A 23,676-nucleotide genomic window follows, 5' to 3' on the forward strand; every position below is an offset into this window, starting at 1 on the left:
CGCGGTCCCGTCCGTCCGCGTAGCGCCCGCGGCCGTCGGCGGCGCCCGCTCCGCGCGACCGCGGCGGAGTCCCGGCGAGTCGGGCGGGGCCATGGCGGACGGCGCGGGCGGGCCGTCGATCGTCGATCGAGTGTCCGAGGCGCTTCGCCCGCGTCTGCTGGGCGTCCGAGCGGCGGTTCCGACGGCCGCGACGCTGTCGGTGTTCGTGCTCATCGTGCTCGTCGTCGGCGGACTCGTCGGGACGCTCGCCCCGCTGGCCGGCACGGGAACGGGGACGATCACCGAGTCGGGGGCCGCGCACCCGTTGAACAGCCGGATCGACGCGGCTCACGCCCGTGTACTCCGGGCGCAGGGTATCGCCGCGAGCCCGGAGATCATCGCCGCGCAGGCGTCCAACGGGCAACCGTACCTCGTTCGCGGCGCCAACTACACCGCCTTCGCGGACGTGAGCGGCGCCGACCTCGTCGAGGGGCGCCCGCCGGATGACCCCGGCGAGGCCGTCGTCGGCGACGGACTCGCACGGACGCTCGGCGTCGACGTGGGTGACTCGATCACCATCGGGGGGAGCGTCTCCCCGGCGGTCGACCGCGTGCGGATCGTCGGTCGGTACGAGGCGGAGGGCCTCGTCGACGACCAGCTCGTCGTCCCGCTCGCGACCGTCGGCGACTCCGCGACGGGCGGGCGCGATCAGGTCCACCTCATTCGAACGGAGGCGTCGGCCGAGGATGCCCTCGCGGGCGACGGCGGCGCTCGACTGGTCGTCACGGAGGTCGAAACCCCCGACGACGCCGCCGCCGGAGAGCCGGCGCCGGTGTCCTTGACGGTCAGGAACTTCGGGGACGAGGCCGGTTCTCGCACGGTCACCGTCGAGACCGACGGGCGGAACGTCAGCCGATCGGTCGATCTCGACGGCGGCGAGGCGACGACCGTCGATGTGAACGTAACGTGGACCGATCCGGGGACGTATCCGATCGTCGTCGGGCCGTTCGAGCGGTCAGTCAGGGTCACGCGACCGGGAGCGCTCACCCTGCCCGCGGAGTTCCCCCGGCGGGCGCCGCCGGACTCGACGCTGCTGGTCCCCGTCGTCACGACGAACGGGACCCGACTGTCCGAGGGACAGGTCCGCTTCGGCGAGTTCGTCGCGCCGACGAACGCCGAGGGGGTCGCCACCGTCCCGATGCCGTCGGAGCCCGGGACCTACCCGGTCGTCGTGTCCGCCCCCGGCCACGGCGAGTTTCGAACGACCGTCGAGGTGACCCCGAACGCGACGCGCGAACTGAGCGCGCGTATCCAGATCGAACCCGAGAGCGGCACGCCCGTCACCCGGCCGAACGTCTCCGTCGTCGTCGCGAACCCCTGGGGGGCGACGCTGGAGCGGAACCTGACGCTCGTGATGCCGACGGGCGTCGAGGAGCGAACGGTCCGGCTGGAGCCGGGGAACACCTCCCGCGTCCGCGTCGAGCCGGAGGCCGCCGGCTTCGACGGCGAGGTCGACCCCGGGACGTACACGTTCCGGCTGCTCTCGGACGGCGAACTCGTCGCGACCGAGCGCTACGAGGTGGTCGGCGGCGGCGGCGCCGTCGCCGGCGGGCTCCCCCCGGGCTCGGCCGCGTACGCCTCCGGAACCGGTATCGGAACCGTGATCACCCGCGTCTTCGGGAACGTGCAGGTGCTGTTCGCGGGGATGGTCCTCCTCGCGGGCGTCGCGACCGTGAGCGGCACGGTCGCCGCGTTCGCCCGGGCCGTCCAGTCGCGCGGGCGGACCGTCGGGATCTATCGGGCCACGGGGATGAGCCGACGCCGGGTCCTCGCCATCGTCGCCGGCGACGCCCTCCGGTTGGCCGTCCCCGCCGTCGCCGCCGCCTTCGCGCTCGCTACGGTCGCGGCCGTCATCGCCGAGGAACTCGACCTGCTCGTCGCCTTCGGCGTGCGTATCGAACTGGCCCTGCTCAGTCCGGCCGTCGCCGTCGCGCTCGTCGGCAGCGTCGGGCTGGCGGTGGCGAGCGCCGCGGTCGCCTCCGTCCCCTTCCTGCTGGCGCCGCCCGCGGCGCTGCTGCGCGACGGCGACTGATCGTCGTCGCCGCTCCCAGCCTCGTCTCGACGTGTCGGTGCCGAAGGGACACCTACCGAGACTGAGTGAAGACATGATCGAATTCGGATACGAACGCGAACGCCGGGTCGCGAACGGTGTCGATCGATCCCTGAAGTCCGCTCGGTACCCTTGGGCTACTCCGTTGCCCGTCCGGATCGGGCACCCATATGAACGGCCCCGAATCGGAGCATATCGTCGGTGTACGAAATGCCGGTCGTTTGGCCGTTATTAATCCGTCCCGAATTCACTCGCAAATTTTATTTATATACTCGGCCGTTCATATATGATATCTGGAATTATCAGCGTTCCCGAATTTTTAAGATATGAGAGTGTTATTTGCCGATGATGAGTATCTCCAGAGGGCTTCGCCTTACGCTGGTCGTAACGATCACGTTAATGACTGTCTTATCTCCCGTCGTCGCGCCGGTGTCGGCGGCGATGGCGGAGAACTCGGCAACGCCAAATGACGCATCTTCCAGATCGATTGACACTGGAACACCGATTACGACTGATGTGAACTCTTCAACAGACAATGTACAAAATTTGAGTGAGAACCTCTCGATTTGGTTAGGATCTCCACTATCGCTAGATACTGATGAGTCTACTGCCGAGACGTTCCTCAGGATTCCTCAAGTCAAGTTCCAGTTACCCAATCTGGGGCCCAATGGAGTTGAACAATCTTATACGAAGACTAGAATCGCGTTCTTCAACAAAGGAGAAACAGTCAGCGCCAGTTTGGAACCTGTTGCGGGTGCTGTTGACATCTCTGGTCAAAGAGTACAGTATGTCGCAATTCATCTGGGAGAAAACGCCTCAGCACCGACCTCTCCGGATTCCATTGAGCCACTACTAACTGGGGAAGCAAATACTTCTGCTCGTATAGTAGGTGAAGAAATCCAGCCGGAATTAGAGAGTGGTTCCGTTAGCTTCGCCCCTCAGCGGTCGGGACGATATATATTGGTTGCAGTCGCGGTCGAGAACTCTAGTGAACCCGGTATAACCGGACCTAAAGATAGTCTTGGTAGTTTGTCTATCGAAAGTAATGTGACTGCCGTCGGTTTCGACTTTTTCCCAGTTAAAGAGGATGACGAGGCGGTTTCGGTATCCCAGACTGGTTCGGCGACCGGCGAGAACGTTTCGTTCGAGATCGATAGTTCAAGTACATTCAGTGAAGGCCAGGTGAGCCATACTGTCCTTCTCATTGATGAGGAGAAATTCAGTGCCGAGATCGACCCCGCTCAGATTGAACAAATAACGATCAAAGACAATCAGATCTCTTCTCTCGCTACAACTATAAACGATACTGAAGGGGTCACCAGAGTAGAACCCGGAGCAGAAGTTCTCGGTGTTGCCCCCGGTGAAGCCAAGTTCACCGGTACTACGGACTTGGCATCTTTAGCAAAAGTCGCGGTCGGAGAGGACAATGTAACCGCGGTTCGTGATACCACAATCAACGCATCTGTGACGAGTGTTGTCGGAAACCCGGACACGACACTCAACGTCGGTACGCTCTCCTCATGGCCAGAAGGCGAATACGTGTATCTCTACCTTGGGAGTGCTAAAAACGGGACAACCACCGTTGCAGAGCGCGGGGAAGTCTCTCTTAGCCAAGGTGTCCCACTGAATGTAACCGCCAACCGGACTGACCCGCTCGCCGGTGAGTCCGTGCAGTTCAACGTCACGCGCGGGGACACCGGAAACGGAACGAGCGCGGCACTCACTATCGACGGCCCCAGCGGAACGCGGACGGTTGAGACCGACAGCAACGGGACCGCTGTGGTCACCTTCGACGATCCGGGTAGTGTGAATGTCACAGCATCGAAACAAGGCGATAGTACGATCTTCTTCGAAGACTCGGTTTCGATCGACGTCCTGCAGCCGGGCGATGCAACCGTCACCGATTTCACCGTCGATCCGACCAAAGCGGAAGTCGATGAGGACGTGACTGTCACCGCGACGGTCGAAAACCCGGGAGCCTCAAACGACACCACCACGGTGCAGCTGCGAGTCAACGGGGAAGATGAGGGAGACGGAAAGACAGTTACCGTGGGAGCTGAGTCGACAGAGACGGTCTCCTTCACTACGAGCTTCGGATCCATAGGCGAGCAAACAGTCGCAGTCAACGACCTCGACCCGAAGACGGTGACGGTAGTCAAGAATACGGTCGAGTTGTCGATGGGTTCGAACCGCAGCGATGTCCCGAAGGGTGGAGCGGTCGAACTCACCGTCGCTCGGGAGGACGAGCCCGGGCTCACGAGCGCGACGCTCACAATCGAAGAACCGAGCGGCACTCGGACGGTCGAGACTGGAGAAGATGGGACAGCAGTCGTGACTCTTGACGAGGTGGGTACCGTGAACATCACGGCGTCCAAGACCAGTCCGACGACCACCTTCGTCAGCGACACGGACACGTTCGACGTCTACGATGAGATATCCGTCACCGACTTCACGGTCTCACCGACGGAGACTACACTCCGTGAGGACGTCACCGTCGATGCGACCGTCCAGAATCCTACTCCGGATGAAGAGACTATCACGGTGAGGCTGCAGGTCAACGGGTCCAATATCGAGGAACGGGAGGTCACCGTCGCATCCGAGTCGACGGAGACGGTCACCTTCACCACGAGCTTCGACACCACGGGCGAGAAGGAGATCGCGGTCAACGACCTCGACCCGAAGACGGTGACCGTCAACGCTCCGCCCCCGAACATCTCCGTCACGGATGTCCGGCTACTGACGCCGGAGAACCTCAACGTGGGCGGCGCGGCGACCGTGCAGGTGAACCTCAACAACACCGGCGGCACGGGGCTCGTCACCCTGAACTTCACCGAGGACGGTTCGGTGGTCGAGAGCCGGACGGTTCAGGTCGATCAGTTCTCGAACCGGTCGACCGTCTTCACGAAGGCGTACTCGACGCCCGGCCAACGGGTGCTCAACATCACGCGCGACGGCTCGGCCGTCGGGAGCTTCACGGTGAACGTCTCCGCGCTCGACACGACGCCGCCGGGGATCTCCCACACCGCACCCGGACAGGGTCGAGTCGCGTACGGGAACGACCTGACCTTCGCAGTCACCGACGACACGAACGTCTCGGCGGTGAACTACACCGTCCGTAACCGGGTGACGGGACAGACGGTTCACAGGCATCCGACCCTCGACGGCGACGGGCGGTTCACGATCGACACGTCGGGTCTCGACGAGGGGCCGATCGCCGTCACGGTGAACGCCACCGACAACGCGAGCGTGGACAACACCGCGACGCGGACGTTCACCTTCGACCTGGTGTCCGCGCCGAGCGTCGACAGCGTCTCCCCGACCGGGACGGTCGACTCGTCGGTGACGTTCGACGTGCGGTTCAGCGACGCACGGTTCGGCGCCAACGAGACGGGGGTGAACGCCTCCGCGACGCAGCTGTATATCAACAGGGAACAGGTCAGCCTCGCGAACGCGAACGTCGACAACGAGAGTCGGTTGACCGTGACGTTCGGCGAGAGCACCTCCGCGCTCCGCTCGGGCCAGAACACCGCGACGGTCGTCGTCGTGGACAACGCCGGCCACGCCACGACGCGGACGTTCACCTTCCAGCGTGACGCCGCGGAACCGGAGGTGAACCTGAGGCGCAGCGGCTCCGGCGTCGTTAGCACGGCGGCGCCCGCACGCCTCGGCATTCAGGCCAACGACCGGAACCCCGGCACCACCACCGTCGAGGTGCTCGATGACGACGGGAACGTCGTCTTCAGCAACGACGTCAGCAGCGTCGCGGCCATCACCCGCGGCACGATCCGGCAGACGTGGGCGGCGACCGACAACGGGTCGGCGGCCGCCGACGGGACGTACACCATCCGGGTGACGAGCACGGACGCGTTCGGAAACACCGCGACCGAGAACCTCACCGTCGAGGTGGACAACACGGCGCCGCCGGTGGATATCGCGAACATCACCGCCGACGGAGAGACCGTGTCCGACGCGCCCGGAACGGTCATCAGGACGAACGGGTCGATCACCGTGAGCGCGGCTTCTGAGACCAACCTCAGAACCGCGGCCGTCGGCGCACAGCGCGCCGGGAGTCGGTTCCGGTTCCGCATCCCCGCGACCGAGACGGCGTCCGGCAGCGGGGAGTACTCCGCGTCGGTGCCGCTCCAGCGGCTCCCTGACGGGAACTACTCGGCGACCGCGTCGGTCGTCGGCGAGAACGGACTGCAGAACGCCACGACCGGCGACGCGACGGTCGTCCTCGACACGACCGACCCGAGCATCGAGGCGTCGCTGTCGGTCAACCCGAACGACCCGCTGGAGCTGTTCGTGAACGTCTCCAGCTCCGAGCCGCTCGTCGGCGCGCCGAACGCGACCGTCACCAAGAGCGGCAACAGCGCGAACGTCTCCCTGTCGGGCGACGGCGACAACACGACGTTCAGCGGGACGATCAACGTCACGGACATCGACGCCAGCACCACCGACGGCACGTACCAGCTGCGCGTCGCCGGGAGCGACCGCGCCGGAAACGGCGACACCAGTCGGGGAAGCGCGCAGGTCCAAACGCAGGACTTCGCCGCCGGCGACAGCGTGATCGTCTACAACCCGAACAGCGGGATGTACCTCAACATCACGACGAACGAGTCGGTCGATCAAGGATTCGTCGCGCTGACCTCCGGGGACGACACCTCGGCCGACCTCGGCCGGCAGCTCGTCAGCGGAGGCCTGCTCAACGCCGAGATCGGACTCAACCTCACGAACGACGACATCAGTAACGTCGAGCTCGGTATCCCGGCGGACGCGGTGAACGTCCCGGCCAACGCCGGACAGACGAACATCACGTTCATCAACGAGTCCGGCGGGCCCAACGAGCGGCTGGCAACGACCTTGGACGAGCGGACGATCAACGGAGAAACGCGGACCTACTACATCGCGAACCGGTCGCACCTCTCGAAGTTCACCGTCTCGAGCACCGACGACACTGCTCCGACGGTGGAGATCAGCCAGCCGACGAACTCGACGACGCTCACGTCCACGACGAGCACGGACGTGGTCGCGACCCTGAACGACACGGGGACCGGCGTCAACGCGAGCAACGTGACGGTCACACTCGACAGCGAGGACGTCACCGACGAGGTGTCGATCTCCACCTCGAACGGGAACGTCACCGTCGAGTACACCGCCAGCGGGCTGACCGCCGGCGACCACACGCTCGTCGTGAGCGGGACCGACGAGGCGAACAACGCCGGAAGCGACACGGTGACCTTCAGCGTCGAGGACACTGAGCCGACGGTCGACGTGACCTCCCCGAGCGAGGGGGAGACCTTCGCGCCCGGCACCGAGGAGGTCACCATCGAGGCCGACTTCGCCGACTCGGGCACCGGGATCAACGAGAGCGCGATCACCGTCCTGCTCGACGGCACCGACGTGACGTCCTCGACGGACATCGACGTCGCCGCGGGCACGCTGACGGTGAACGCGACCGGGCTCACCACGCCCTCGGACCACAACGTGACGGTCACGGTGGCCGACAACGCGACCAACACCGCCAGCGACATGGTGAACTTCTCGGTGCGCGGCGACACGTCGCCGCCGACGGTCGAGTTCACCACCCTCTCCGAGGGTGAGGAGCTGTCCAACACGACCCGGGACGTCACGGTCGGCGTCAACGTGAGCGACGCCGGCCTCGGCGTCTCGCAGGGCAACGTCACCGTCACCTTCGACGGCATCGACGTGACCGGTTCGGCGGACACGACCGACCTGAGCGACATCACCTACGACGCGACCGGACTGTCGCCCGGGACGAGCCACACCGTCACCGTGACGGCGACGGACGACGCGGGCAACACGACGACCGAGCAGGTCAACTTCACCATCGCGCCGGACACCCAGAAGCCGACCGTGACTGTCAGTGCCCTCGGGCGGACGTTCACGAACGGCTCGACGACGACGCTGCCGTCCGGTTCGAGCGCGTTCAACGTGACCGTCGCATACAGCGACGACGCATCCGGCGTCGACACGAGCTCGCTGTCGGTCACCTTCGACGGCACGACCCTCGCGAGTTCGAGCGCCGCCACCGTGGTGTCCTCGAACGACACGGCGACGGTGTTCCGGGTGAGCGGCCTCGCGAACGGGTCGAGCCACACCGTCGGCGTCTCGGTCCGCGACAACGCGAGCAACCTCCGCGAGACGCTCTCGACGGTCGCCATCGCCGACCCGTCCCGGCTCTCGCTGTCGGATCTGAAGAGGAGCTCCAAGACGGTCCGGACGGGTCAGAGCGTCACCTTCACCGCGACGGTGACCAACACCGGCACCGTCAGCGACTCGGGGACGTTCCGGCCGGTCCTCTCGGGGACCGCGTTCGGGACCAGCCAGTCGGTGTCGCTGAACCCCGGGGAGTCCACGACCGTCAGCTTCAGTCGCTCGTTCAGCACGAGCGGGACCTACACTGCGACGCTGAACGGCGTCTCCTTCCCGAGCGTCGAGGTCCGCACCGGACCGTCGTTCAACCTCCGGAACCCGAGCCTGAGCGCGACGAGCGTTCAGACCGGTGAGAACGTCACGATAACCGTCGACGTTCGCAACACCGGCGGGTTCTCCGGATCCAAGTCCGTGCGGTTCCGTGCGAACGGGGACAGCATCGCGACGCGGTCGGTGTCGGTCGGGTCCGGCGGGACGAGGACGGTCAGCGTCACGACCTCGTTCGGTTCGCCCGGTACCTACAACATCACCGCCGACGGCGTCCGCGTCGGAGCGGTCACCGTCAGCTCCGCCGGCGGCGGTGGCGGCGGTGGCGGTGGCGGTGGCGGCGGTGGCCAAGGTGGCGGTGGCGGTGGCGGCGGTGGCCAAGGTGGCGGCGGCGACGCCGGCATCGAGACCGACGTCGTCAGGACCGGCTCCGGCGCGACGGTCAACGTCGGACAGGGGCGTATCGGCCAGCAGTTCACCGCCGACCTCGGGGACTCCGCGACCGACAACGGCGTCGGCCTGACCGGCATCACCGGCGAGCTCGGCAGGAGCGCCGACGACTTCCGGGTCGAAGTCACCCGGCCGTCGGCGAACCCGCCGAGCGGAACCCCGGCCGTCGACGAGGCGACCGACAACGCTCGCGCGCTGAGCTACTTCAGCGCCGACCCGATCGGTGACGAGCTCCTCTTCGACGAGGTGAACTACACGTTCAGTCTGCCCGACTCGGAGCTGCCTGAGGGGACCTCGAACGACCGCGTCGTGCTCCTGCGGTACACCGAGGACGGCTGGACGCAGCTGCCCACGACGTACCTCGGCGACGGGACGTACGAGGCGCGCTCGCCAGGCTTCTCCGCGTACGCCATCGGCGTCCGCTCGGAGCAGGCGACGGGCCCGCAGTTCAGCGTCTCCGAGACCGCCATCGACGCGACGACCCTCGACGTGAGCGAGGAGACGACCGTCGAGGCGACGGTCACCAACGACGGCGACTCCCGTGGGACGTTCACCGCGGAGCTCACCGTCGACGGAGAGGTCGTCCAGACGCGCGACGTGACGCTCGACGCGGGCGGCTCCGAGACGGTGAGCTTCACCGTCTCCTTCGACGAGGCCGGCTCCTACGACGTCGCGGTCAGCGGGACCGACGCCGGGTCGGTGACCGTCGAGGCACAGGAGACCGCGACGACGGCCACCACAACCAGCTCGACGACCACGAGCGTCGGCGAGCCCGCGGGGCTCCCGATGGGCCTGATCGTCGGCCTGTTGCTGGTCATCGCCGTCATCGCCGGGGTCGCCATCTACCGGACTCGGATGCAGGAGTAAGCATCCGAACCCGGCCCCTGTCGGGAGCCGATAGGGGCGAACCGCCGATTTCTGCGTTTCGCGTTACTTGATACTCTCCCTATGATTCAGCACCGTTGACTCCTCTATCGGGTATCTGTAGGTTTCAGTTGGGATATTTTGGTCGATCGGTTCTAATGGGACCACCGGCTCGGTCCGGTCGATGATCGATCGCGATCGCGCATGGCTGGCGGCCGATATCCTGCTGTTGGCTGCCGTACCGACGGCCCTGCTCGCCGTGTTCGCGTTGCCGCTGCCGGTCCGGCGCTCGCTCGCCTTCTCGTACATGGATCCCACGCCGGTCACCGCATACACCGCCCACTTCGTTCATCTGGAGGTGGGCCACCTGCTCTCGAACCTCGGCGGGTACCTGTTGGTCGCTCCGACGGCGTACCTCCTCGCCCGGATCCGCGGATCGGAGATGCGGTTTCGCGTCGTCCTGATCGCGACGCTCGTCGGACTCCCCTTCGCGTTGTCGGCGCTGAACGTTGTTCTCGTTCGGCCGCGGGTCGGTTACGGCGCCTCCGGCATCGTGTCGGGCTTGTTCAGCCTCCTCTCGCTGGAGCTGTTCGGCTACGTTCGCGCGGCCCTACGCCCGGAGATCTCTCGGTGGTGGGCGGCGGTCGTCTTCTTCGTCGACGCGATGCTCATCGCCGCGGTCATGATGCCGCGAGCGGAGGGCGCATGGCTCGGCGCCGTCGTCGGGTGCGTCGTCGTCCTCACTTACGCAGTCGAACTCGGCCGGGAGCTCGCGTCCGTGGACGACCTCTGGAGGCCGTGGGTCACTCGTCCGGGGTACACGGAACTGGGAGTCGGTGCGGGGATCCTCGTGCTGGCGTTCCCCGTGCTGGCGTTCCCGCGGGTGGGAACCGGCAACGGGACGGTGTTGAACCTCTATGCACACTTCCTCGGGTTCAGCCTGACGTTCATCGCGGCGTACGTGCTCCCCGCGATCGACGACGTGGAGTCCGTCTCGGACGCCCCGACCGGGGAGTCCGACGATGGATTCGCCGCCGGACACGACTCGAAGCCGGAGCGGGCCTCGGCGGACTGACGGTCGCTCCAGTCGTCGGATCGCGTCGTCGACCGAACCCGCGGCGACCGTGACTCGACGGGGAAGGTTCGATCGGATCGACACGTTGGTATGCGCTCGGACGCAGGTACTGGCCGATGGCCACCCGACGGCGTGCTCGGTTCGTACGGGCACAGCTCGCGTGGAGCCTCGCGGCCGTCCTCGCGCTCGTGTTGCTGGAGTCGCTGAGCTACGAGCTGGTGTTCGTGACGACGCTCATCGGCTTCCTCGTGGTCACGGAGCTGACGGCGCCGTTCGCGGTGACCCCGACGTGGCGGGGGCGGCTCCGCTGGCTCATCGGCCTGGGGCTGTTGGTGTTCGGCTACGTCGTGATCCGGCGCGTGATCGAGATCCTGCCCCCGGGAGTGATCTGAGATGGGCGTGTGGCCCGACGGCTGGGGATATCCGCACGCGCTGGCGGTCGGCCTGGCCGGCGTGATGGCGGTCGCGGTCCTGTTCGCCGGCGCGACCTCCGCGGCGGCGTTCGGCGCGTACAACCCCGCGTGGGACGGCGCCTCCGACCTCCGCGGCGTCGCCGAGGACGAGGGCGTCGCCCAGGCGACCGTCGCGACGAACGCGTCCATGTACCGAACGGTCGAGCCGAACGGGACCGTCGCGGTCGTGCTCTCCCCGGACCGGCCGTACACGAACGCCGAGGCGTCGGCGGTCGAACGGTTCGTCCGCGCGGGCGGGACGCTCGTCGTCGCGGAGGACTACGGCCCTCACGGGAACCGACTGCTCGCGGCCGTCGACTCGGAGGTCCGGGTCGACGGCCGACCGCTGCGCGACGACCGGGAGTACTACCGCTCCCCGGCGCTGCCGGTCGCGCCGAACACCGCCGATCACCCGCTGACGGCCGGCGTCGACAGCCTCACGCTGAATCACGGGAGCGTCGTCGTTCCGCGGAACGCGACGGCGAACGCGACCGTGAGCGGGACAGATCGACCCGCCGACCAACCCGCAGTCGATGGAACGAACGCGACGGTGCTCGTCCGATCCTCGGAGTTCTCGTATCTCGACGCCGACGCGGACGGGGATATCGACGACGACGAGACGCTACGCACCCGGCCGGTCGCGACCGCCGAGTCGGTGGGCGCCGGGCGGGTGATCGTCGTCTCGGACCCGAGCGCGTTCATCAACGCCATGCTTGAGCGACCGGGTAACCGCCGGTTCGTGGCGAACCTGTTCGCGGACCGCGAGCGGGTGCTGCTGGACTACTCCCACACGGCCGACCAGCCGCCGCTCGTCGGCGTGACGCTTGCACTTAGGCGTTCGACACCGCTCACCGTCGGCGTCGGCGTCCTCGCGCTGATCGGCATCGGTGTGTGGGGACGGTGGCCCCGGCTCCGGTCGGCACTCGGGATCGACGAGTCGACCGGCCCGGGACCGACGCCGACGGGCGAACCGGGCGATTCGGACGAGTCGATCGATCGAGCGGCGCTCGCGGAACACCTCACACGGAGGCATCCCGAGTGGAGTCCCCGCCGGATCCGCCGAGTGATGACAGGCGTTTTACCAACCCGGGACGAACCGTCCGAGGATGAGTAAGGCAGAGGGGGATCCCGCGGCGGTGTACGAGGCGCTCCGCGAGGAGGCGGGACGGGTGCTGATCGGCAACGAGGAGGTGCTCGAGCGGATCACCATCGCGGCGCTGACGGGCGGGCACGTCCTGCTGGAGGGGGTCCCCGGCGTCGCGAAGACGACCATCGCGAACCTGTTCGCCCGGGCGACCGGACTGGAATTCACCCGCGTGCAGATGACGCCGGACATCCTCCCGGCGGACATCACCGGCTCGCACATCTACCGGGAGAACGTCGGGGAGTTCGAACTCAACAAGGGACCGGTGTTCGCGAACGTCGTCGTCGCCGACGAGATCAACCGCGCGACGCCGAAGACCCAGTCCGCGCTGCTGGAGGCGATGCAGGAGCGGACCGTCACCATCGAGGGCGAGACGCTCGCGCTGCCGGACCCGTTCACGGTCATCGCGACGCAGAACCCGATCGAGATGGAGGGCGTGTTCGAGCTGCCGGAGGCACAGCGTGACCGCTTCCAGTTCAAGCTCACCGTCGACCTGCCCGACCGGCCGGTCGAGCGGGAGCTCCTCGACCGGTTCGACGCCGACCCCGGACTGGGTCCGAGCCAGACCGAGCGGGTGATCGACGAGCGGGACCTGATGGCTGCCCGCGAGGCGGTCGGCGAGGTCCACGTCGCCCCGCCGGTGAAGGAGTACATCCTTGACGTGGTGCGGGCGACCCGCGAGTCCGAGGACATCGAGTACGGCGCCTCTCCGCGTGCGACCCTGGCGTTCCTGAACGCCGGAAAGGCCCGGGCCGCCATCCACGGCCGGGAGTACGTCATCCCGGACGACGTGAAGTCGCTCGCGATGCCGATCCTCGTCCACCGGCTCGTCCTCTCGACGGAGGCGGAACTGGGCGAGGAGTCGACAGAGCGGGTCGTCGAGCGCATCCTCGACCGGGTTGCGGTCCCCGCCGACGCGAGCGAGCCCGGACCCGACCGCGCGACCGGCGCGGGCGACGACTGAACTGATCCTCGGTCGCCTCGATCCGGAGGACCCCCGGTAGCGACGTCTCCACCTACGGATACCTCGTCGCCGTCGGTGCCCCGGTGCCGTCGAGCGCAACCGGCGTTACTCGTTCCCGTCCTCGACGCTGTCGGCTTCAGCCTCGCCGCCGGCGTTCCCGTCTCCGTCCGCACCGTCGCCGTACCATCGACAGGTCACCGTGTATCCGCCGTCGACGGACGCCGACTCGACCCTGACGGGCGCGTCCAGTCCGACCGCGAGCCCGACCGCGATTAGCGATCCCACGGGGTCGTCGAACCGGTCGCCGGCCCCGAAGGCGCCGCCGGTCACCTTGACGGTGGCGCGACCGGTCGCGGCGTCGACGTCGGTCTCGACCGCGTCGGCGATCTCGAACGTCTCCACGCACGACTCCGAGAGCTGTTCGACGAGGCGGGTCGGGGCCTCCGCCGGCTCGCCCGGCACCGTCCGCGTGAACTCGCGGTACAGCGATCCGCCCGTCGGATCGAACGCGACCCCGCGTGCCTCGGGCTCCTCGGGCACGACGAACGTCGCCTCGAGCGCCTCGCCGTCGGGGACCTCGTACTCGCGGCGCTGGGGGACGAACAGCCGGGCGGGCGGGTCGCCCGGGCCGACCGGGACGTACACGCGCTCGTCCTGGAGGCCGAGTTCGGCTGTCACGGCCGCCTCGTTGTCCGCGAGGGCGGCGTACACGCGCTCGCCCACGTCCGCGGAGACGAACCGCTCGGGCGTGAGATACCGCGTCAGGACCGCGCCGAACAGTCCTATCGCGCCGAGCACGAGCAGCACCTCACGGACGGCGGGGAACAGCGCGGCCGCCCCGACCGCGACGGCGCCGAGGCCCGCGAGCGCCAGCGCCGCGCGACGGTACTCCGTGCGCCTGACTCGTGCGTACTGCTCGCGGAGGCGGCGGTTCTCCGCCGACAACCGCTCAACGCGGGCGACCGTCTCGGCGTCGGTCGACTCCGGGGCGGTCGGTCCGTCGTCGGCCTCCGGGTCGCTCGGTTCAGACGGTTCGTCCCCGGATCCGAGCCTCTTCGGGCCGATCCCGTCGCCGGCGTCGCGACTCACCTCAGCGGTCACCCCCGTTCGTCGCACCGGCCAGTCCCGTGACGACCAGTTCGTAGCGATGGAGCCCGTACGCCGCGAGGACCGCGACGGCGACGAGCGTCGCGGCGACCGCGGCGTAGGAGTCGAGGGCGATGACGGCGATGGCGGCCGCGGCGCCGAGTCCGAGGGCGGCGAGCCAGGCGACGCCGGCGTCCCGGCGGTCGAGACGACCGGCCAGCGGGACGGCGACCAGCGGGAGGATCGCGAGCTCGAGTACGAGCACCGACCCGAGCGTCGGCTGGGGAACGACGACCACCGCCAGCAGGTGTGCGAGAAGGATCGCGAGAGCCGGGCCCGCAAGGACCGCGAGCACGACCGCGATCAGTCCGATCGGGGCCGCGACCGGGCCGCCGAGGACGGCGAACCCGAGCGGGAGGGTGACCACGCATGCCAGCAACGGAGCCGACGCTTCGGACCGGCGCTGGGCCCCCGTCGCGACCACCTCGGCGAGGGATCCGCCGCGCATGAGGCCGGATAGACCGGCGACCGTCATAGGTGTGTTCGTTCCGACCGATCGGGCCGCCATGAGGGGGACGGCGTGACCGTTCTCCCGACTGGGGGCGACGTGCTCATCGGTCCCGACGCCCGGCGGCGAGCAGGCGGTCGAGCCGATCGCCCGGCCCGACCTCGAAGGCGGTCACGCGCGGCAGGCCGTCGAGGTCGCGCCGGAACTCCTCGGCGGCGACGTATCGGTCGTAGGCCGCCTCCGGGTCGGCGAGCACGTCGCCGTCGAAGAGGACTCGCGGGGCGAGGAAGACGACCGCGTGATCGCCGCCGCGGGTCGCGAGCCGCGCCGCCTCGCGGACGCGGTCACGACGAGCGTCATCGGTGAACAGGACCGTCCACGTCGTCCCGCTCGTCTCCGCCCGAAGGCTCCGGACGGCCCCGAACAGCGGGTCGCCCTCGATCCGCCGAACGTACGACGTTCGTGACCCGAGGAAGGGCCGGAGCCGACGCGCGAACGGCGTCTCGTCGGTCGCGAGCCGGGCGTCGGCCAGCGCCGCGCGGCCCGGATGCGCGCCCCGTGTGTCCGCGGTGATCGCGTCCGTCCGACCGGTCCGCGCGTCGCCGGGGTCCCCGTCGCCGACCGCCCCCCCGGCAGTCGGGACGGAACCGTCCGCAGTCACCGGAGGGCGCACCGTCGGGACGAGTTCGGAAAGCGTCGTTCGGATGCGGTTGTACCCCGAGGCCGCCGTCGTCGGGTCGTGTCTGTTCGTGACGCCGTCGTCGCCGACGGTCCAGCAGCCGACGGGGTCGGAGAGGCGTTCCGCGGCGTCGGTGAACGAGAGCGCGACCTCCCGGAGGTACGCGAACAGCGTCGCCCCCTCGTGGCCGAGGTCGGTCGCCCCGCGGTGGTCGAACACGAGCACGCTCCGCCGGTCCGTCTCGGCCTCGAACTCGCGGACGTACAGGTCGTCGAGGCGGGCCGTCGCCTTCCAATCGATCTGGTCCGTCGCGTCCCCGGGCTGGAACTGCCGGATCTCCTCCGGGGAGATACCCCCGGCCCCACGACCGGCGGGATGCTCGCCGTAGGCCATCGCGACCTCCTCGCCGCCCCGGCCGATTCGGAGGTCGGCCGGGGTCCGCGCCGCGACCGTCACGGTCGGCGTCGGCCCACGCGGAAGCGTCTCCGTGAACAGTCCGTCTCGCGGCCGGACGGTCACCGACGCTTGCGGGATCTCGTAGCGACCGGCGGTGGGGACGGTGAACTCGACGGTCGTTCCCGCCTCGGTCTCGCCGGCGTCGAGCCGGAGCGTCCGATCGTCGACGGGCGGCCCGTCGGCGGCGACGGGCAGGTTCACCCTGATCTCCGTCGGCGCCGGCGCGGGCCCGTCGACCCGCGCGGTGACCGCCAGTCGTACCTCGTCGTCGACGGGGACGCGACGGCGGATCGGCGTCACGTCGAGGGTCAGGTCGCGGTCGACCGCGCGGACGGCACGGACGGCTGCGGCCTGTCGCCCGACGAGCCACGCCGCGAGCGCGACGCCGCCCGCGACGAGCAGAACGCGTTCCGCGAGGACGCCGAGCACGACGACGGCGAGCCCCATGATCGCGACCGTGCGGGCGCGTCGCTGCACCTGCATTGCCGGTGTGTCGTGTCGGTCGACATATGAGTGTTCCCGTCGACCGGCTCACTGTGTGAGCGGACGGTCGGCGTCCCCGCCGTCACCAGCCGCTCGGCCCCGACGCCACACAGAACTTCACATCTCGCCGCGGGGCATCCACTGGACCGCGAACGCTTCCGCTCGTTTCATTACGCTCCGCCGATACGTTCGCTCGTGAACCGTGCGGCGGTGGTCCGGGCGATCGCGGCGTGCCTCCTCCTCGCGAGCGCGGCCAGCGCCGTGGGTGCCGCCCCGGTCGTGTCCGGCTCGGGGGCAACGCAGGCCGACCTCACGGACGCCCCCGTCGCACAGGTGGCCGACGACGGCACGCGAAACAACTCGACCGTCCGCCACGAGGACCCCGAGTCGGTCGACGGCGACGGCGACACCGCCGCGATCAGCTCGCACCTCGTCGGGCAGTTGGCCGGGAACCTCAACGGCAGCCTGACGAGTCTGAATCAGGAGGAGTACGAGCGGGCGAAGGAGCTCCTCGGGTCGGGGTACGACGACGACCTCGAGAAGTACGTCGACGTGCAGGGCGACATCGACGGTGGCGACGGCGACGACGGCGGGGGGTTCGAGTCGGCCCAACGGACTCAACAGACGTACGTCGAGCAGGTTCAGTCGTTCCGCCAGACGCGCGAGGAATACCGGGAGGCCGTCGAGAACGGAAACCGCGAGCGGGCACGCCGCCTCGCGCGCAACCTCACCGAGACCGCCGACCGGATCGAGACGACCCAGCGGGAGCTCCTCGCGGCGTACTCGCGGATCGAGAACACGACCGGCGTGAACCTCGCAGGCGAGCGGGAGATGATCCAGGAAACGACTGCGAACGTGAGCGAGACGGCCGCAGAACTCGAGACGGCGGAGCTGACGCGAACGCGGCTCTCCCTGTCGGTCGCGGACCCGCGGGCCTCGTTCCTCGACCCGCTCACGATCTCCGGAACCCTCCGGACCGCCAACGGGACGCCGGTGGCGAACCGCAGTATCGAAGTTCGGGTCGGCCAGCGGACGCTCACCGCGACGACGGACGAGTCCGGGGCACTCACGCTCAGGTATCGACCGACGCTGCTCCGGGCGAACGCGACGGAGGTGAGGGTCGTCTACCGGCCGGAGAACGCGTCGGTGTACCTCCCGTCGAACGGCACCGTCCCCATCGACGTCCAGCAGGTCGAGGCGACTGCGACGCTCACCGCGCCCGCCGAGGCGTCGTTCGGCGACCGCGTCGCGGTCAACGGAAGCGTCACGGCCGACGGGGTCGCCGTCGACGGGATCCCGCTTCGCCTTCGGGTCGGTAACGCGACTCTCGGGACGGGAACGACGGGCGAGGATGGTGCCTACAGTCTCGCCGGGACGCTCCCGGCGGAGGTTGACGACGGGCAGCAGCGGGTCGTTGTCGCCCCAGCGTCGGACGACCGTGCGGTCGTCGTGACGGCCGTCGAGTCGGCGCTCGCCGTCGAGCCGACGACCACACGGCTCGCCGCGAACGCGAGCCTCGAATCCGCCGACACCGTCGCCGTGCGCGGCAGGCTCACGACGAGCGACGGAACGCCGGTCGCCGGGGAGAGCGTCGACGTCCGCCTGGGCGACCGCGTCGTCGCGAGCGTCACGACCGGCCCCGACGGCCGCTACGCCGAGACGGTCGCTGTCCCGGCCGCCCTGTCGGACGCGGAGACGGCGACGCTCGTGGCGTCGTACGCGGCGCCGGAGACGAACCTCGAACCCGCACGTGCGCGAACGACCGTCTCGCTCGTGGCACCCGATGGGGAGGCCGACGACCCCGCTGGGAACACCGACGGCCTCGGGATCCTCGGGCCGGGCGTGTCGGGCGTGCTCACCCCGGTACTGGCCGCCGTTCCCCTCCCGGCGGAGCAGATCGGGCTGCTCGTGGCCGGCCTGTTGGTGGTGCTCGCGGGAGTCGGCGCGTACGGGTTGGCGACCCGTGAGGACTCAGACCCGACGGCGCCGGCCGAGTCGACGGCGGCGACGGCCGGTGCGGACGCGGACGCCCCTGCGGCCGCCGCGGCCGCCGAGTCGACGCCGGCGCCCCTCGACGACGCCCGCGCGCACCTCGCCGAGGACCCGACCGTCGCGACGCAGGTCGCGTTCGCGACCGTTCGCGACGCGCTCGCCGAGCGCCACGGCGTGGACGACGCGCTCACCCACCGTGAGATCGCTCGCGCGTACCGCGAGGCGACCGACGCCGACGCCGCGGCCGACGCGCTCGACCACCTCACGGACGTGTACGAGCGCGCGGCGTTCGGCCCCGCCGGCGTCTCCCAGGCGGACGCCGAAGGCGCCATCGAGGACGCCCGGACGGTGCTCGACGCCTGATCGGTCGACCCACGAAGGCGTGCGGGCGATCCGATCGCCGCGTTCACGTGTGGGCTTGCGAGGCGTCGCGTTGACTTCGGCACCGATCCCACCGGACGGCGAGGGTTGGGGCCACTGCGTCGGATGCCCGATCGTTCGAGTCGATACTTCGACATCACGGAATACTTCCGCGGACGACCCGGATCGAGCGAACACATCAATGAGCGCAGACGACTCGGACCACGCCGACGACGCCTCCGGCGGGCTCGTCACTCGTCGGCGACTCCTTCTCGGCGTCGCGGGGGGCCTCGGCCTCTTCGGGGAGGCGGGCTCTACATCGCGCGGTCGCTGGACGGCGACTCCGGCGGGTACGACGCGCCGGAGACGCAGCCGATGGTGACGACGCGGGGGCGACTCGACGCGGCGGACCCGACGGAGCGAGTGGGCTCGTGGGATCTCGACGGGGCCGACGCGGTGGTCCTCTTCGTCCACGGACTCGGCGCGGATGCCGGCTCGGCCCGAGATCAGGCGTACACCGCTCGGCTGGGGCTCGCGGCGGCGACGGGAGTAGCCGCGGAGGCCGACGCCCCCCCTGTGGTCGGCTACTCGTGGGCGTCGAACGTCGACTGGGGACCGGCGAAGCGGACCGCGGACGCCAACGCCACCCCGCTCGCCGACTGGTTGGCGGCATGGGCGGCGGACGACGGGCGACCGATCCACCTGTTCGCCCACTCCCTCGGCGCCCGCCTGACAGGAGCGACGCTCAGCGAACTCGCCGACCGCGGGCGAACGGACGTCCTCGCCTCGGTGTCGCTGTTCGGCGGGGCGATTCCGAACGACAGCGTCGCGGCCGACGGACAGTACGGGTCGGCCATCGCGGCGATCGACGCTCCCGTCTATCACTGATCACCTGTGACGACCGACACCGGCGCTGGGCTGTCACCGTCGCTTGTATGCTCGGGGTACCATCGACATCTACGACTATCTCGCGCGGGACCTAGACCCCCCCAGGGCAGTTGGGTCGCCAGCTTGGCGAACTGCTGTGGGAGATCTCAAGGACGCGTGGTGCCGGTCCCCGAGAGGGTCCTCACCACCACCGCCTCGTCCATCGCATCCGATTCGGAGATCGTCCCCCAGGCCGTTGATCTGTCGTCGGTAGCGTCTCAAATCTTGTATTTGATTCCATAACGTTATATGAGGTGATCGGGAATCCGTGGCCAATGAGTACAGCGGAGGGTATCCATGTCCTCCATGTCGACGACGACCCGGACTTCGCGGAGTTAGTAGCGGAAATGCTGGAAAGGGAGGGAAAGTGTATCTCTGTCGAAACAGCAACCAGCGCCGCTGAGGGATTAGATCGACTTGCAGCCACTGAGTTCGATTGCGTCGTAAGCGACTATCAGATGCCCGGACAGAACGGGATCGAGTTCCTCGAAACGGTCCGCGAGGACCGCTCCGATCTCCCGTTCATTCTCTATACGGGCAAGGGGAGCGAGGAAGTTGCCAGTGATGCGATCTCTGCGGGTGCGACCGATTACCTCCAAAAGGGAGATGGAATCGACCAATACAGACTATTGGCGAATCGGATCCAGAACGCCGTCGAACAGTATCGAGCACACCACCGTGCTGCCGAATTCGAACGGATCCGGACACTTGCCAGCGATATCAATCAGGCACTCGTCCGAGCTGACACGCGATCAGCGCTCGAAGATCGGGTCTGTGAGGTCGTCAGTGACTCCGACCCGTATCTGTTCGCGTGGATCGGTGAGGTGGACGCTGAGACGGATCGCATTGAACCGCGAGCATGGGCCGGCCTAGAGGAGGGGTATCTCGATGCGATCACCGTCACCGTTGACGAGACGGCGACCGGAGTTGGTCCGGGCGGAACCGCGGTACGGACGCACCGCGTCGCCGTGTCTCAAAACGTCCACGAGGACGCTGTAGTGACGCCGTGGCGTGACGCGGCGCTTGAACGTGGATTTCAAGCGATCGCTGCGGTCCCACTCGTATTCAAAGGCACGCTGTTTGGAGTCCTGTGTATCTATTCAGAGTGCCCTTACGCGTTCGATGCGGACGAGCAGGAGCTCTTAGCGGAACTCGGTGACGACATCGCTCACGCCATTCACACCCTGGCCTTACGGGATGAGCTTCGTGAAGAGCGTGAGATGATCGATCAAGCCATCAACAGCCTCGACGACATCTTCTACCATCTCGATCCGGACGGTACATTGCGACGGTGGAACGACCGCTTCACCGAGGTCACTGGCTACACCGATGCGGAGCTTGACCAGATGCAAGCCACCGACTTCTTCGCTGAGAGGGACCGCCCAACCGTTGAGACGGCGCTCGATGAGGCGTTAGCGACCGGCGAATCGATCGTCGAAGCGGAGCTCCTGACCGCCGAGGGTGTGTCCATTCCCTACGAGTTTACTGGGTCACGATTCACGAGCACTGACGGCGATGTGCTTGGGATCATTGGCATCGGGCGGGACATCAGCGACCGGAAAGCCCGTGAACAGAAGCTGACGGCCCTCCACACTGTTGCGAACGAACTCACTGCCAGCGAGTCGGCCGAAGCGGCGTACGAACACACCATCAGAGCTAGCGCGGAGATCCTCAATCTCGACGTGAGCGTGGTGAACATTGAGAACGGTGGGGAGCTGGTCCCCGTTGCAGTTCCAGACGAGGTTCCCGAAGACCGAGTCACCACGATGTCGGTTGACGAGGGGATCACCGGCAAGACCTATCGAACGGGGGAGTCGTTCCTCATCGGGGATCTGACCACGTGGGAGGACGCACGACCGCAGGGACCGTTCAACTCGGTGATCAGCATCCCAATTGAGAACCACGGGGTGTTCCAGGCCGTCGCTGAAGCGCCCAACGCGTTCGATGAGACCGACTTCGAGCTGACGAAACTCCTGATCAACCACACCGCGAGTGTCCTGGATCGACTCACGCACGAACAGCAACTGGAACAACAGACGGAACGCCTCAGGGAGTTCGCCAACGTGGTCTCTCACGACCTTCGCAATCCGTTGAACGTTGCACAGGGTCGAGTGGAGTTGGCTCGGGAGAACTGTTCCAGTGAGAACCTCGCTGACGCAGCGAACGCGATCGACCGCAGTCTGACGCTCATTGATGATCTGCTCACGCTTGCACGGGAAGGAGAGGAAGTGAGCGATGTCGAGACGGTTGACCTTGCGGATCTCTGTTCCAGAACGTGGCATAACGTCGAGACGGCTGCTGCGACCATAGAGGTCAACACGACCCTGTCGATTCGAGCCGACCCGAATCGAGTGCAACAACTCTTGGAGAACCTGTTCCGGAACGCTGTCGAACACGGTGGTGAGGACGTGACTGTGACTGTGGGGAGCCTCGATGATCGGCCTGGATTCTTCGTTGCCGATGACGGCCCGGGGATTGCCCCGGACAACCGCGATGAGGTGTTCGAGGCCGGGTATTCACGCATCGATGACGGAACGGGATTCGGGCTGAATATCGTCCGTAAGATCGCACAGGCGCACGGGTGGGACACAACTGTCGGGCACAGCAACTCTGGTGGAGCGCGGTTCGAGATCGGTGGCGTCGACATCGAGAGCCAGTAACTGTGCAGGGATCAGGGGACCCCCGTTCACTCAATGCATGCTGATGCACACGTGGCTGCCGGTGGCCCGCCAACAGGCACTACGTTCCCTAGACCGCTGGACCCGTGAGGCCGTCTTCATCGATAGCAGTGCGGGACTGACGGCCAACTGACTGGCCGAACCAGCGCCGTCACTCAGGGGTGGCTCCACTGACTGGCCAGCGGTGTCTGGTCAACCTTCTTCGCCCTCGCGGTGGGATGGCCCCCATGGTACTGACGCAGGCGCTGTCGTACACTGCACTCGCAGTTGTGGCCGCGATGGTCGGCGGAGTCATTGCCATCACCTACCCGCCGGACGCACAGATGGAGAGCAACATCCAGCATTTCGCGGCGGGTGTCGTGATCGCCGCCGTCGCCGCCGAGCTCCTCCCTGAAGTGCACGAGCGAGCCCCACTGATCGTTGTCTTGGGGTTTACAATTGGAGTCGTCACGATGCTCGGCATTCACAAGCTGAGCGAGACCATCGAAAAGCGCGAGTTCGGGGGGCATTTCGCCAGTGCCTCGGGGTTGCTCATCACAGTCTGTATCGACATGCTCATCGACGGCGTGTTGATCGGAGTGACTTTTCTCAACAATCCCGACACCGGTGCCATCATCGCTGTCGCACTGGCCATCGAGGTGCTGTTCCTGGGGGTCGCCGGCGTTGTCGCGCTCCCGAACGACCTCGGCGTAGCCCGGAAACTCGCGGTGCCGGCTGTATTCGGGCTGTTGCTCACTGTCGGAGTCACTGGGGGTGTACTCGCACTGGACGGAGTGACCGGCGCACCGATCGCGATCATCCTCGCATTCGGCTCTGCAGCCCTGTTGTATCTCGTGACAGAGGAACTGCTCGTGAAAGCCGGCAAGGTCCCGGAAACCCCAGTGTCGACGACACTGTTCTTCGTCGGCTTCCTGACGATCTTCCTGCTAGATATGCTCCACTGAGAGCGTCGTCAGCCCGCCCAGTGGCAGACAGCGTCCTGTTTTTGACACCCTCATGGCGATCAGTGCGGGTCGCAGCTAGGG

13 protein-coding genes and 1 pseudogene are annotated in these 23,676 nt (G+C 67.5%); 10 read left to right on the forward strand and 4 right to left on the reverse strand.

Annotated elements, in window-relative coordinates:
* Positions 1-2,071: FtsX-like permease family protein (locus GRX01_RS04980; RefSeq protein WP_233740887.1), on the forward strand; the 2,071-nt coding region annotated here is incomplete at its 5' end.
* 353 nt (positions 2,072-2,424) lie between these two features.
* Here the strand turns inward: GRX01_RS04980 and GRX01_RS04985 are convergent.
* Entirely contained in the window at positions 2,425-2,583 is a 159-nt protein-coding gene (locus GRX01_RS04985; RefSeq protein WP_159664090.1) for a hypothetical protein, read from the reverse strand.
* Positions 2,584-4,267: 1,684 nt separating this feature from the next.
* Here GRX01_RS04985 and GRX01_RS04990 point away from each other — a divergent pair.
* The 5 genes from GRX01_RS04990 (at position 4,268) to GRX01_RS05010 (ending at position 13,482) form a co-directional block, all read left to right on the forward strand.
* Positions 4,268-9,850, forward strand: a complete 5,583-nt coding sequence (locus tag GRX01_RS04990; RefSeq protein WP_159664092.1) for a CARDB domain-containing protein — start codon at positions 4,268-4,270, stop codon at positions 9,848-9,850.
* Positions 9,851-10,031: 181 nt separating this feature from the next.
* Positions 10,032-10,922, forward strand: a complete 891-nt coding sequence (locus GRX01_RS04995) for a rhomboid family intramembrane serine protease (protein WP_159664094.1) — start codon at positions 10,032-10,034, stop codon at positions 10,920-10,922.
* A 116-nt stretch (positions 10,923-11,038) separates the two neighbouring features.
* Positions 11,039-11,314 carry a hypothetical protein gene (locus tag GRX01_RS05000; protein ID WP_159664096.1) on the forward strand — a complete coding sequence of 92 codons (276 nt, stop codon included), beginning with the start codon at positions 11,039-11,041 and terminating at the stop codon, positions 11,312-11,314.
* A 1-nt stretch (position 11,315) separates the two neighbouring features.
* Positions 11,316-12,488, forward strand: coding sequence for a DUF4350 domain-containing protein (locus GRX01_RS05005; protein ID WP_159664098.1), 1,173 nt, complete (start codon positions 11,316-11,318; stop codon positions 12,486-12,488).
* Positions 12,481-13,482, forward strand: a complete 1,002-nt coding sequence (locus GRX01_RS05010) for an AAA family ATPase (RefSeq protein WP_159664100.1) — start codon at positions 12,481-12,483, stop codon at positions 13,480-13,482. The genes GRX01_RS05005 and GRX01_RS05010 overlap by 8 nt, the downstream gene beginning before the upstream one ends.
* 105 nt (positions 13,483-13,587) lie before the next feature.
* Here the strand turns inward: GRX01_RS05010 and GRX01_RS05015 are convergent, their stop codons facing one another.
* The 3 genes from GRX01_RS05015 to GRX01_RS05025 form a co-directional block, all read right to left on the reverse strand.
* Positions 13,588-14,571: a hypothetical protein gene (locus tag GRX01_RS05015; RefSeq protein WP_201289513.1), complete on the reverse strand. Its 984-nt coding sequence runs from the start codon at positions 14,569-14,571 to the stop codon at positions 13,588-13,590.
* A gap of 1 nt (position 14,572) precedes the next feature.
* Positions 14,573-15,076, reverse strand: a complete 504-nt coding sequence (locus GRX01_RS05020; protein ID WP_159664102.1) for a hypothetical protein — start codon at positions 15,074-15,076, stop codon at positions 14,573-14,575.
* Between the two features lie 103 nt (positions 15,077-15,179).
* Positions 15,180-16,694: a DUF58 domain-containing protein gene (locus tag GRX01_RS05025; protein WP_159664104.1), complete on the reverse strand. Its 1,515-nt coding sequence runs from the start codon at positions 16,692-16,694 to the stop codon at positions 15,180-15,182.
* A 195-nt stretch (positions 16,695-16,889) separates the two neighbouring features.
* Between GRX01_RS05025 and GRX01_RS05030 the strand changes: the two genes are divergently transcribed.
* From GRX01_RS05030 to GRX01_RS05045, 4 genes and pseudogenes are all read left to right on the forward strand, one after another.
* The gene (locus GRX01_RS05030) at positions 16,890-19,049 is read left to right on the forward strand and encodes a hypothetical protein (RefSeq protein WP_159664106.1); all 2,160 of its coding nucleotides are present in this window, start codon (positions 16,890-16,892) and stop codon (positions 19,047-19,049) included.
* 372 nt (positions 19,050-19,421) lie between these two features.
* Positions 19,422-19,931: pseudogene (locus GRX01_RS05035) on the forward strand (DUF726 domain-containing protein); the annotation flags it as partial.
* A gap of 317 nt (positions 19,932-20,248) precedes the next feature.
* The gene (locus GRX01_RS05040) at positions 20,249-22,633 is read left to right on the forward strand and encodes a GAF domain-containing protein (protein ID WP_159664108.1); all 2,385 of its coding nucleotides are present in this window, start codon (positions 20,249-20,251) and stop codon (positions 22,631-22,633) included.
* Positions 22,634-22,878: 245 nt separating this feature from the next.
* Positions 22,879-23,595: a ZIP family metal transporter gene (locus tag GRX01_RS05045; protein WP_159664110.1), complete on the forward strand. Its 717-nt coding sequence runs from the start codon at positions 22,879-22,881 to the stop codon at positions 23,593-23,595.
* The last annotated feature ends 81 nt before the right edge of the window (positions 23,596-23,676 follow it).

Origin of the sequence: Halobaculum saliterrae, from assembly GCF_009831625.1 — an archaeon.
Lineage (GTDB): Archaea > Halobacteriota > Halobacteria > Halobacteriales > Haloferacaceae > Halobaculum > Halobaculum saliterrae.